The sequence below is a fragment of the Propionibacterium cyclohexanicum genome (assembly GCF_900111365.1).
Taxonomy (GTDB): domain Bacteria; phylum Actinomycetota; class Actinomycetes; order Propionibacteriales; family Propionibacteriaceae; genus Propionibacterium; species Propionibacterium cyclohexanicum.
Genome location: NZ_FOGZ01000029.1, coordinates 14,924 through 27,200, shown reverse-complemented (window position 1 = coordinate 27,200; position 12,277 = coordinate 14,924). Strand labels below are relative to the sequence as shown.

Below are 12,277 nucleotides of genomic sequence, written 5' to 3'. Positions count from 1 at the left end.
CTGGGCTTCCGCAACCTCACCAACTACATCGCCAGAAGCCTGCTCGAGACAGGCGGATTCAGACCCCAACTACACCCTCGATTGGGATGAGCCCGATTATTGCCGCCAGTGACAATGCTGCCCACGATGAACTCCGCAGGACGTTGATGCTCCAGGTCGCGCCAGGGAGCACCAAGACCTTCGTCGTGGACATCGAGAAGACGGCCCGGGTCTACAACAATCCGAAATATGCCGATCTCGAGGTGCTCATGGTCGTGGAAACCCCTCGTGACGTTGTGCGCCTGCTCGACCTGGGCCTTGACATCACCGACGTGAATGTCGGAGGCATGACCTACAAGGAAAACATGACCCGCATTTCTGAGGCTGTTTCGGTTGGCAAGGATGACATCGAAGCATTCTCGGAGTTGGACAAGCGCGGCGTGCGCCTGACGCTCCAGCAACTGCCGACCAACAGACCGGTCCAGTTGATGGATCTGCTGCGCAGCAAGGGCCTGCTGTGAACCCCACTGATACGCCAATCGCGACGCGCAATCAAGAACAATTGTTTAACCTTATTCTGGCAGGAGCTCTCTCGTGAGTCCTTTGCAATTCGTCCTCGTCATCCTGGTGGCCCTTGTTGCGGGCATGGCAAGTGTTCTCGACGAACGACAGTTCCATCGGCCACTGGTCGCCTGCACGCTCATGGGCCTGGTGCTCGGCAATCTCCACACCGGAATCCTGTTGGGCGGCGGACTTGAACTCATCGCGCTGGGCTGGATGAATGTCGGCGCCGCGATGGCCCCTGACGCGGCACTCGCCTCGACGATCGCCTCGGTCATCGTCATCGTTGGGAAGCAGGGGGTGTCCGAGGGCATCGCCATCGCCGTGCCGCTGGCTGCCGCCGGTCAGGTGCTCACCATCTTCGTGCGCACCATCACCGTCTTCTTCCAGCACCAGGCGGACAATTTCGCCGCCAAGGCGAACTTCCGCGGAATCGAGCTGTGTCACTTCGGCGGCCTGGCCCTCCAAGGACTTCGGGTGGCAATCCCCACCGCCGCGGTCGCCGCAGTGGCCGGCACACAAATAGTGAATCAATGGCTGGCCGCCATTCCGAAAGTTGTCACGTCCGGCCTGCAGGTTGCCGGTGGATTCATCGTCGTCGTGGGCTATGCCATGGTCATCAACATGATGCAGGCCCGAGTGCTCATGCCCTTCTTCTTCCTGGGCTTCGTGGTTGCGACGTTCATGACAACGCTGAACAGCGGCATCACGCTGGTGGCGCTGGGCATCATCGGTATCTGCCTGGCCATGATCTACGTCCAGCTCAACCCCGAATTCCATGACTCGATACAGCCGCCGCCAGGTGGCCAACCAGGTATCGCTGCCGCAAACGATCTTGATGATGAACTGATCTGAAGGGTGGAACCCAAATGTCTGAAGCAGTGAAGACAGAGCAGAAGACCTCCGGTGGCCTCACCAAGGGTGATATTCGGTCCACCTATATCAGGTCCACCTTCCTGTTGGGTTCGTTCAACTTCGAACGCATGCAGGCGATTGGCTTCTGCGTGTCGATGATCCCTGCGATCAAGCGCTTCTACAAGGACAAGAACGACCAGGCCGAAGCACTCAAGCGCCACTTGGAGTTCTTCAACACGACCCCGTGGCCGGCGTCACCGATCATGGGTGTGGTCGCGGCCATGGAAGAGCAGAAGGCAGCTGGGGAACCCATCGAGACGGCGGACATCACGAATGTGAAGATCGGCCTCATGGGGCCTGTTGCCGGAATCGGCGACCCCATCTTCTGGGGCACTGCACGGCCTGTGCTCGCTGCGCTGGGAGCCTCCCTCGCGGTGAGCGGGAGTATCGTCGGCCCGCTGATCTTCTTCGTTGGAATCAACCTGATCCGGATGCTGACTCGTTGGTATGGTTTCCGTCTCGGCTATCAGCAGGGAACGGACATCATTCGTGATGTCACCGGAAACCGGCTCAAGAAGCTGACCCAGATGGCTTCGGTCCTCGGCCTGTTCGTGATGGGCGCCTTGGTTTCCAAATGGACGTCAATCAAGATGCCCCTGGTGATCGCCAATTACACAGACAATGCGGGTAAGCCCGTCCAGCTGACCCTGCAGAGCCAGCTTGACGCCCTGCTTCCCGGCCTCGTTGCTTTGCTGATGACCTTTGGCTCGATGTGGCTGCTGCGGCGTCGTGTGAATGCGATCTGGATCATCTTCGGGATGTTTGCTCTGGGGATTCTCGGATACTGGGTCGGTTTGTTCGGACTCTGATCAGAAATGCGCAGGAAGGACCGGGGTGGGCGCACCTGCATCCACCCCGGTCGTGGTGCTTGGTGCTTGTAATTGGTGCTTGGAGATTGGGATTCGGCCCGGAAGACCCCGGGCCGGCCAGATTGTTTACTGGACTTTTGGGGGTGCTGTGCAGAACGACGACAATTCGCCAGGGGCAACGCGGAATGTGCTTGCGGCGACAAAAGACTTCCTCAATCCGCAACAGGACAAGCCGGAGGGCTATGTCCACGGATCCGCCAAAATCGTCACCGGCCTGCTGGTGGTGGCCTGCGTGCTCTACCCGTTGACCGGGGGCTGGGGGAGCCTTGTGGCGCTCGTCCTGGCCATTGTCGTGCTGCTGGGCAGGCGTCTTCTGGAGAACCAGGCGGCAGGTGATTTCAGCGATCTCGCGGAAGCTCGCCGGCAATACAGGCGCACCGGGAACAAGGAGTACCTGGCCTTCATGAAGGCCAGGTGCACCCAGATGCTCAACGACAACAAGGTGTTGACTGCGGAATCGAAAGCGACCCTCAACGAATACCTTGTTTTCGTCGACAAACCCCGTGGACGCGCCGGACGGTAACGTGGTGGAAATGGCCCGGCATCACAGCTGGGCCCGGTATCCAAGTGGGCACCGCTGCGAAGAGATAGCGTGACCAGGCGCACCGGCCGGAAGGCAATGGTGCCCGGAGGGATCGAATGAATGACGTTCTGGTGAGCGATCTGGACGGCACGGTCGTGTTCCGCGACGGTGTGCGCCACGCGGACCGGGCAGCACTCCAGCGATGGCATGATGCCGGGAACACCCTGGTGCTGGACACCGGGAAATCCATCGATGCCGTTCGGCGCGTATGGCACGACGAGGGTTTGCTCTTACCGGACTATGTCATTGCTTTCACGGGCGGAGTCATCACCGACGCTGCCCTGCGCCCACTCGTCGAACACAGCCATGATCCCGGGACCCTCGCACAGGTCGCAGACGTGCTCGACGATGAACAGGTTGCGCTCTACGCCTCCGACATCGAACGCGACTACGAGGTCTTCAACCACGTGGGACGCACCTCGACGATCCTTCCCACCTTCAAGCCGGCGAGCCTGCAATGGCTCAGCACCCGACGGCTCTTCGGCATCCCGGTCTTCGTTCCGCAACAGCCTGATCAGGTGCGCATTGCCGCCGAGTTGGGCAGGGTGCTGGCGAGCTGTGCGGCGGTCCACCGCAACCAGGATTTCATCGACATCGTGCCCGCGGGGGCGACGAAGGGATCGGCGCTCCGTGAGCTGGTCGACCACGTGCTGCCAGCTCATGGCCGGGTGATCACGCTCGGTGACTCCTGGAACGACCTGAGCATGCATGAGCAGGCAGATCTCTCGGTGACCTTGCGGAGCGCACCGCGCGAGGTCATTGATCAGTGCGACATGGCAGTCGATTCTGCTGCCGAGCTCATTGAGCGGCTGCTCGGTGGATCGGCAGAGCCGAATCAGGCGGAGACAATTCCCCGGTAGCCGGTAGCCGGTAGCCGGTAGCCGGTAGCCGGTAGCCGGTGACTGGGCTCGGGCTTCGCCTGCCCACAGGCTCATGTCTACAATGGCCACAGTCGCACGGCGTCGAGGGAGCCATCACTCCGGAGCCGCCGGAAGAACGGCCGGGCACGCCCGGCTCACTAGAACCGGCAGCGGCCACAAGCAAGAGGGAGCGCCACAGCGCAGCTCCAAGAAGGGTGGTACCGCGGGCCACCCGGACCTGACGTCCGGGTTTCTCGTCCCTTCGTGAACCACGTCACTGACATGGACGACGAAGAGGAAGCATGACGAGCAGCACGCAGCCCCCAGCGCTCAGGCAGACATCCGGTTACAAGGCGGTGCCGGCCCAGATCGATCTACCCGCCATGGACCATGAGGTGATCGCCTTCTGGGAGGCCAATGACACCTTCCGCAAGTCCTGGCGCGCCACCGAGAACGGCCCGCGCTGGAACTTCTTCGAGGGCCCGCCGACCGCCAATGGACAGCCCGGCACCCACCACATCGAGGCCCGGGTGTTCAAGGACCTCTTTCCGCGCTTCAAGACGATGAGGGGCTACCGGGTCGACCGCAAGGCCGGCTGGGACTGCCACGGCCTGCCCGTCGAGCTGGCCGTCGAGCAGGAACTCGGCTTCGACCACAAGAGCCAGATCGAGGAGTACGGGATCGACGCGTTCAACGCCAAGTGCCGCGAATCGGTCACCGAGCATGTCGACGAGTTCGCCGAGCTCACCCGCCGGATGGGCTACTGGGTGAACATGGACGACGCCTACTGGACGATGGACCCGGAGTTCGTCGATTCGGAGTGGTGGGCGCTGAAGAAGATCTTCGACGAGGGCCTGCTCGTGCAGGACTTCCGGGTGACGCCCTACTGCCCCCACGACGAGACGGCGCTGTCGGACCATGAGGTCTCCCAGGGCTATCGCGATGTCGTCGATCCCTCCATCTTCGTCACCTTCCCGCTCACCTCCGGCCCATGGGCAGGGCAGGGGGCCGCCCTGCTGGTCTGGACGACCACGCCGTGGACCCTCATCTCGAATACTGCGGTCGCCGTGCATCCAGACGTCACCTACCTGCTCGTCAGCGACGGCCGGCAGCGCCTGGTGATCGCTGAGCCGCTGTTCGACGCGGTGCTCGGCGAGACCACCGAGGACGGCGCACGGCGATGGGAGGTCCTCGACTCCAAACCGGGCGCGCAGCTGGCCGGCTGGGACTACCGGCGCCCCTATGACTTCGTGCCCTTCGACAGGCGCGGCAGTTTCATCGTCCTCGCCGACTACGTCACCACCGAGGACGGCACGGGCCTGGTGCACCAGGCGCCTGCCTTCGGCGCCGATGACATGGAGGTGGGGCGGGCGAACAACCTGCCCATCGTCAACCCGGTGCGCAAGGACGGCACCTTCGAGCCCGAACTGCCCCTGGTGGGCGGACAGTTTTTCAAGGACGCGAACTCCTCGGTGCTGGCAGATCTGGCCGAGCGCGGCATCCTGTTCCGCGAGGTCGACCACACCCACTCCTACCCGCACTGCTGGCGATGCGGCACACCGCTCATCTACTACGCCCAGCCCAGCTGGTACATCCGAACCACCCAGCGCAAGTCACAGCTGCTCGAGCAGAATGCGGCGACCACCTGGCACCCCGAGAGCATCAAGTGGGGCCGCTACGGCGACTGGCTGCGCAACAACATCGACTGGGCGCTCTCGCGCACCCGTTACTGGGGTACGCCGCTGCCCATCTGGCGCAACGACGAGGACCCTTCCCAGATCTACTGTGTCGGCTCGCGCGCGGAGCTGGCGAGGCTGGCCGGACGGCCCGAGCTGGCGCAGATGGACCCCCACAGGCCTTTCGTCGACGACGTCACCTTCACGCTGCCCGGGCATCCTGGCACCTACCGGCGCGTCCCCGAGGTGATCGACGCCTGGTTCGACTCGGGGTCGATGTCGTTCGCGCAGTGGGGCTATCCGTGGGTGGAGGGTAGCAAGGAGAAGTTCGAGCAGCACTTCCCGGCCGACTTCATCTGCGAGGCGATCGACCAGACGCGTGGCTGGTTCTACACGATGATGGTCGTGCCCACCCTGGTCTTCGGCGAGTCGAGCTACAAGAACGTCCTGTGCCTTGGCCACATCCTGGCCGAGGATGGCCGCAAGATGAGCAAGCACCTGGGCAACATCTTGCTGCCCCTCCCGCTCATGGACAAGCATGGCGCCGACGCGGTGCGCTGGTTCATGGCCTCCTCGGGATCGCCGTGGGCGGCGCGCCGGGTGGGCGACACCACCGTGCAAGAGGTGGTGCGCAAGGTGATGCTCACCTACTGGAACACGGTCGCCTTCCACAGCCTGTATGCCCGGGCCAACGCCTGGACACCCAGCGGCCAGGCTCCGCAGGTCTCCCAGCGTCATGTGCTCGATCGATGGCTCAGCTCAGCCACCCAGCAGCTCGTCCGCGATGTCACCGCGGCGCTGGAAGGCTTCGACTCCCAGCACTACGGCGCGCTCATCGGCAACTTCGTCGACGAACTCTCGAACTGGTATGTGCGGCGCTCGCGTCGTCGCTTCTGGGACGGGGATCCCGGGGCGCTGTGGACCCTGCACGAGACACTGGAGATCCTCACCCGGCTGATGGCCCCGTTGGCGCCCTTCATCACGGAGCGGGTATGGCAGGACCTGTTCCGCTCGACCGTTGCGGGCGCGCCCGAGTCGGTGCACCTGACGAGCTGGCCCGAGGCCGACGAGGCACTCATCGACACCCGGCTGGACGACTCGATGGAGGTGGCCCGTCGGCTCGTCGAGGTGGGACGCGCGGCGCGTGCCGAGGCCAAGGTGAAGACCCGTCAGCCGCTGGCGCGCGCGTTGGTGAGCAGCGCGGCCCTGGCCCAGCTGGACGAGGAGCTCATCGGGGAGATCACCGCTGAGCTCAACGTGGAACAGCTCGGCTCCTTCGGTTCGGCCGGCGACGTTGTGGAGTACAGCGCCAAGGCGAACTTCCGGGCGCTCGGCAAGCGCTATGCCAAGCAGACTCCGGTCGTGGCCAAGGCCATTGCCTCCGCCGATGCCGCTCAGCTTGCCGCTGCCCTCGCGAAGGGCAGCGTGACGCTGGACGTCGAGGGAGTCGGGAGTGTCGAGCTGGGCGCCGACGATGTGTTCATCACCGAGCGTCCGCGCGAGGGCTGGTCGGTCGCCGATGTGCAGGGCGACACGATCGCTCTTGACCTGACGCTCACCCCCGAGCTGGTGAGCGCCGGGCGGGCCCGCGAGGTGATCCGCTTCGTCCAGGACTCCCGCAAGGCGGCCGGGCTGGATGTCTCCGACCGGATCGAGCTGGCGTGGTCGACGACCGACGAGGAACTGGCAGCTGCCGTGCAGGCCCATGCGCAGCTCATCGCCTCGGAGGTGCTCGCTACCTCCATGCGTCGCATTGAGGAGCCAGCTGACGGCTGGCGTGGCATCGAGGAGCCAGCTGACGGCTGGCGGCGCGACGAGGAGAGCGGGTTGGCGGTGCGTGTCGCAAAGGCTTGAGCCGAGCGCCGCGGGGTCCCCTGGGATGTCGTGTCCCGGCGGCCCTGCCCCTCGCGCGTCGAGTCAGATCTCGGTGGCGTCGGCCGGCTGGTAACCCAGCTGCGCGAGCCCGATCGTCATCGCCTGCGCGACGGCGATCGAGTCGTCGAGGGGCAGCAGCGGGTGCTCGGTGAGCCCCTGGCTCATCGCCTCGGTGACCGCGGCGAGCTCGTGGCGGTAGCCGAGACCCTCGTAGGGGCGCTCGATCACCTCGGGTTCGTCGTGGCCATGGTGGAGGATGAGCCGCGAGGGATGGTGGAAGCGCGGCAGCACCTCGAGGTAGCCCTGGGTGCCGCAGATCACCATGCGCCCCGGCCCATAGGTGGTCAGCCCGCAGCTGAGCTGAGCTGTGCGCCCCAGGCCTTCGACACCCGAGTCATAGCGCAACTGGATGGCCTCGGCGCCGTCCACACCGTTGGGCAACAGGCTCCCGGTCACCTCGACACCGCTGGGTGCACCGAGGAAGTCCTGGGCGAAATGCAGCACGTAGACGCCCAGATCGAGCATCGCGCCGCCGGCGAGCTCGGGAGCGAAAAGCCGGTCGGTGGCGTTGAAGTCGCGATGGGCGAACAGATCACCCTGGATCGCGGTGAGTTCACCGATCCGCCCCTCGTCGACCAGCTCGTGGGCGAGGCGGGTGGCAGGCAGGAAGCGCGTCCAGACGGCCTCCATCGCGAAGACCTTCGCTGCGCGGGCGGCCTGCGCCAGTTCGCGGGTGCGCTCCACGGTGCACGTCATCGCCTTCTCGACGAGGACCGCTTTGCCGGCCTCGATTGCCGCCATCGCCAGCGGATGGTGCTGAGGGTGAGGAGTGCCGATGTACACCACATCGACATCGGGATCGGTGACGAGCGCGCGGTAGCTGCCGTGCGCGTGGGGGATCGAGAACTCCGCGGCGAACAATTGCGCTCGGTCCTCGCTGCGCGAGCCCACTGCCACCAACTCGGCGTCCGCGACGGCGGCGAGCTCGGCGGCGATGGTGTGGGAGATACGGCCCGGTCCGGCAATGCCCCAGCGAATTGTCATGGTCCGATCCTAGGAGCTGATCGCCGCGCGGGTCTCACATGCCGAGTTCGTCGTGCGGATCACTGGGTGGGCGCCGTTCGCCTCGGTTCTGGCGCCGCTCCTCCCGGTTCTCGCGGCGGGCTTCTCGGCGCTGCTCACGGGCCTGGCGCTCCGCGTCGCTGCCGAACATACCGGCGCGCAGCGCCGGGAGCAGCAGGACCGGGACGAGGATGACCCACCAGGGCCCACCGGCCAGGATGGCGATGATCGCCAATGGCCAGGCAACGGCCATCGCCACATCGAGTGTGCGGCGCAGAACGAGATTCTTCGCGGGGCTGGGGGCCGGGGAGGAAGCGTGTGGCTCCAGCTCACTGCTCGTGGCGGTGCCGGCAGTGAAGAAGCGGGTGTCTGGATCGCGGGGCAGGTCGCGGAACAGCGGGACGAGCTCGCTGCGGGTGTGGGCAGCCATTGCGGTGCCCATCCGCTCCTCGAACTCGGAGGCGCTCAGCCGTCCTCTCGCGTAGTGCTCGCGCAGCCGAGCGACGGCCTCATCGCGCTCGGCGTCGCCGATGCGCATCTCCGGCATGTCCACGGACCAATGCTAGGGGAGCATGGCGTCCGCCTGCGCCGCAGTGCCCTCATCACAGTGCCCTCATCACAGTGCCGCATGGCAGTGGCGTCCGGCGCCGGTACAGTTGTCGCGTCGTCAGCGTGAGAGGACCCCATGGCCAAGATCGTCCAGAAGTACGGCGGATCGTCCGTGCAGGACGCAGATTCCATCAAGCGAGTGGCTCGGCGCATCTCCCGCTCGCGTCAAGCCGGCAACGATGTCGTTGTCGTCATCTCCGCGATGGGTGACACCACCGACGAGCTCATGGACCTCGCGCTGGCAGTGAGCCCCCAGCCCCAGCCGCGCGAGCTGGACATGCTCCTCACAACGGGTGAACGTCAGTCGGCGGCGCTGCTGGCGATGGCGCTCAACGATCTGGGGGTCAAGGCCCGCAGCTACACGGGCAGTCAGGCCGGGGTCATCACGACCGGTCGGCATGGCAATGCCCGCATCATCGACATCACCCCTGGACGCATCCAGGCCTCCCTCGAGCTCGGCAATGTCACGATCGTCGCGGGATTCCAGGGGGTGAGCCAGGGCACGAAGGACATCACGACGCTGGGGCGCGGCGCCTCGGACACCACGGCTGTGGCGCTCGCTGCGGCGTTGGATGCCAAGTACTGCGAGATCTTCACCGATGTCGACGGAGTGTTCACCGCCGATCCCCGGATCGTGCCCTCTGCCCGGCGGATACCCGAGATCAGTTATGAGGAGATGATGGAGATGTCGGCGTGCGGCAGCAAGGTGCTGCATGTGCGCTGCGTCGAGTACGCCCGGCGGGAGAACATCCCCGTGCATGTCCGAAGCTCGTTCAGTGACAACCCAGGCACCTGGGTGAGAAGTCAGGAAGATGTCGTGAAGAGAAAGCAGATGGAGCAGGCCCTCATCACCGGGGTCGCATCCGACCGTAGCGAGGCCAAGCTCACGGTGTCGGGAGTTCCCGACACCGTGGGGAAGGCCGCCCGGATCTTCGATGTCGTGGCCGAGGCCGACATCAATATCGACATGATCGTTCAGAACATCTCCGCGGTCACCACCGGGCGCACCGATATCTCGTTCACGCTGCCGATGAACGATGGCAAGAAGGCTGTCGATGCGCTCAACGCGGCGAAGGACGAGATCGGTTTCCAGGGCTTGCTCTACGACGACCAGATCGGCAAGGTCAGCGTCGTCGGTGTGGGAATGCGAACCCACCCCGGGGTGACCGCAAAGTTCTTCGACGCGCTTGCGGCCGATGGGGTGAACCTCGACATGATCTCCACCTCCGAGATCCGCATCTCCGTAGTCGTCGAGGTCACCATGGTGGACAGGGCCGTTGCGGCCGCCCACACCGCCTTCGGGCTCGACACCGAGGGCGAGGCCACCGTGTACGCGGGAACGGGGCGTTGAACGAACGGCCCCGGCGGGCTGAGGGCGAGTACCCGCGGCGTGCTGCTGCGTCCCCGCAGTACCCGGGGGTCAGCTCGCACGCCCAGGGCTGGTCCCATGCCGAGCCGGTGGCCGGCACATTCGCTGGGGGCCCAGGTGCCTTGCCCCCAGGGTCTTCCCCCAGCGGGGAGGCAGTTCTCGACGACGCGCAGATCGATGCCGCCGACCGAAAGAACCTGGGACGCAATTCGGCCCTGATGGCCGCCGGCACTCTGGCCAGCCGCGTCCTGGGCATGGTCAATGCCATGCTGCTGGCCAAGGTCGTGGGCCAAGACGTCGCCGCGGAGGCCTTCCGCAGCGCGAACACGCTGCCGAACTTCATTCTGGTGCTGCTGTCGGGCGGCATCCTCAATGCCGTGCTGCTGCCGCAGATCACCAAGGCCATGAAAAGGCCCGATGGCGGACGCGAGTTCGTCGACCGGCTGCTCACGGTGGCCTTCGCGCTCATCTTCATCGTTGCGGCGCTGGCCACCGGGGGTGCAGCGCTGCTCATGCGCGCTTTCACCACCTTGCAGGGGCCGGGCATGCACCTTGCCATCGCCTTCGCCTATATCTGCATGCCGCAGGTGCTGTTCTACGGGATATTCGCGGTCTTCGGGAATCTGCTCAATGCCCGCGGCAGCTTCGGCCCCTACGGTTGGGCTCCGGTGGTGAACAATGTGGTGGCCATTGCAGGGCAGGCGGTTTTCCTGCACCTGTGGGGACAGCAGTCCGATCCCTCGGTGTGGACCCAGCAGATGGTCTGGGTGCTGGCCGGCAGCGCGACGCTGGGAATCCTGGCCCAGACCGTGGTGCTGCTTCCTGTGCTCCACCACACCGGCTTCCGCTGGCGTCCCCGCTGGGGCATCCGTGGCTACGGATTCTCGCAGGTGGGCCGATTCGCTGCCCTCACCTTCCTGGCGCTGTGCATCGCCCAGGCCGGCGGCCTGTTCACGATGCGGGTGGCCACCGGCATGCTCGGGAGGGCCAGGCAGGGGGAGTACGTGGCGGGATACGCCGCTTACCAGAATGCCATGACGCTGTTTCAGATGCCCTATTCGCTCATCGCGTTCTCCCTTCTCACTGCCCTGTTCCCCCAGCTGACGAGGGCGTGGCAGCGGCGCGGCCCGGTGGGCACCGGGCTGGGCGACATGCGGGGGATCCTGCGGCAAGGGCTGACCTTGCCCGCGGTGGGGATCATTCCGGCAAGCGTGGCGCTCATTGCCCTCGCCGGACCCGTCGTCCGGGGCATCTACTGGGGTCTGCGGCCCTACGAGGCGGCCGCTACCGCCGAGGTGCTCGCCGTGATGTCGCTGTCGATGATGGCGTACACGATTTCCACCCTGCAGCAGCAGTATTGCTTCGCCACCGAGCAGGGCAAGCCCAATCTGTGGATGCAATGCCTGCTCACCGGAATCCAGGTGGCCTTTACCGCGCTGGCCCTGATCGTCCCGGCCAGTTACGGAGTCATCGTGATCTGTCTGGGGATGGTCGTGAGCAATTCGCTGCTCGCGCTGGTGTTCCTGGCCTTCGTACATCGTCAGATCGGCGGGCTGAATCTCGGGGCGGTCGTCTGGCTGCATCTGAGGCTATGGGCCGCCGCGCTCCTCGGGGGGCTCCCGGCCTACCTGACGGCGAGATTCGTGGTCTGGGCGATGCCCGAGGTGCTCATCGCGCAGTATGCTGCGCTGCTCGCCGGAGGTCTGGCCTTCTGCGTGGGCTTCCTCCTGGGGGTGAAGATGCTGAGGATCAGCGAGTTCCAGATCTTCGCCCAGCGCATCACGGCGAAGCTGCACCGAGGACGCTGAGCGGGCTCCCGCCGACAGGCCGCCATACCGGGAGGGGGCATGTCCTTGCCCTCACGCCAGGTGCTCGGCCAAAGGTCTCGCCGGCAGAGGGCCGGACGCGTGGTTGCCACG

10 protein-coding genes are annotated in these 12,277 nt (G+C 65.3%); 8 read left to right on the top strand and 2 right to left on the bottom strand.

Annotation, left to right across the window (positions count from 1 at the left end):
• The first annotated feature begins 86 nt into the window (after window positions 1-86).
• The 6 genes from BMX93_RS11370 (at window position 87) to ileS (ending at window position 7,297) form a co-directional block, all read left to right on the top strand.
• Complete coding sequence (locus BMX93_RS11370) at window positions 87-500, top strand: PTS sugar transporter subunit IIB (protein WP_091971137.1); 414 nt, start codon at window positions 87-89, stop codon at window positions 498-500.
• A 73-nt stretch (window positions 501-573) separates the two neighbouring features.
• Window positions 574-1,395 (top strand): PTS mannose/fructose/sorbose transporter subunit IIC, encoded by an 822-nt coding sequence (locus BMX93_RS11365; protein ID WP_091971136.1) that lies wholly within the window; start codon window positions 574-576, stop codon window positions 1,393-1,395.
• Window positions 1,396-1,409: 14 nt separating this feature from the next.
• Entirely contained in the window at window positions 1,410-2,264 is an 855-nt protein-coding gene (locus tag BMX93_RS11360) for a PTS system mannose/fructose/sorbose family transporter subunit IID (protein WP_091971134.1), read from the top strand.
• A gap of 187 nt (window positions 2,265-2,451) precedes the next feature.
• Window positions 2,452-2,847 (top strand): hypothetical protein, encoded by a 396-nt coding sequence (locus BMX93_RS11355; protein ID WP_143052904.1) that lies wholly within the window; start codon window positions 2,452-2,454, stop codon window positions 2,845-2,847.
• Between the two features lie 116 nt (window positions 2,848-2,963).
• On the top strand, window positions 2,964-3,767 hold the full coding sequence (locus BMX93_RS11350; RefSeq protein ID WP_091971131.1) for an HAD hydrolase family protein: 804 nt from the start codon (window positions 2,964-2,966) through the stop codon (window positions 3,765-3,767).
• Window positions 3,768-4,069: 302 nt separating this feature from the next.
• Window positions 4,070-7,297: an isoleucine--tRNA ligase gene (gene ileS, locus BMX93_RS11345; RefSeq protein WP_091971129.1), complete on the top strand. Its 3,228-nt coding sequence runs from the start codon at window positions 4,070-4,072 to the stop codon at window positions 7,295-7,297.
• A gap of 63 nt (window positions 7,298-7,360) precedes the next feature.
• Here the strand turns inward: ileS and BMX93_RS11340 are convergent, their stop codons facing one another.
• Both BMX93_RS11340 and BMX93_RS11335 read right to left on the bottom strand, forming a co-directional pair.
• Window positions 7,361-8,362 (bottom strand): Gfo/Idh/MocA family protein, encoded by a 1,002-nt coding sequence (locus tag BMX93_RS11340; protein ID WP_091971127.1) that lies wholly within the window; start codon window positions 8,360-8,362, stop codon window positions 7,361-7,363.
• A 34-nt stretch (window positions 8,363-8,396) separates the two neighbouring features.
• Window positions 8,397-8,927, bottom strand: coding sequence for a DUF1707 SHOCT-like domain-containing protein (locus tag BMX93_RS11335; RefSeq protein ID WP_091971125.1), 531 nt, complete (start codon window positions 8,925-8,927; stop codon window positions 8,397-8,399).
• A 138-nt stretch (window positions 8,928-9,065) separates the two neighbouring features.
• Between BMX93_RS11335 and BMX93_RS11330 the strand changes: the two genes are divergently transcribed.
• Entirely contained in the window at window positions 9,066-10,340 is a 1,275-nt protein-coding gene (locus BMX93_RS11330) for an aspartate kinase (protein ID WP_091971123.1), read from the top strand.
• Window positions 10,337-12,166, top strand: coding sequence for a murein biosynthesis integral membrane protein MurJ (gene murJ, locus BMX93_RS11325; RefSeq protein ID WP_245725844.1), 1,830 nt, complete (start codon window positions 10,337-10,339; stop codon window positions 12,164-12,166). Before BMX93_RS11330 ends, murJ begins: the two co-directional genes overlap by 4 nt.
• Window positions 12,167-12,277: the final 111 nt, after the last annotated feature.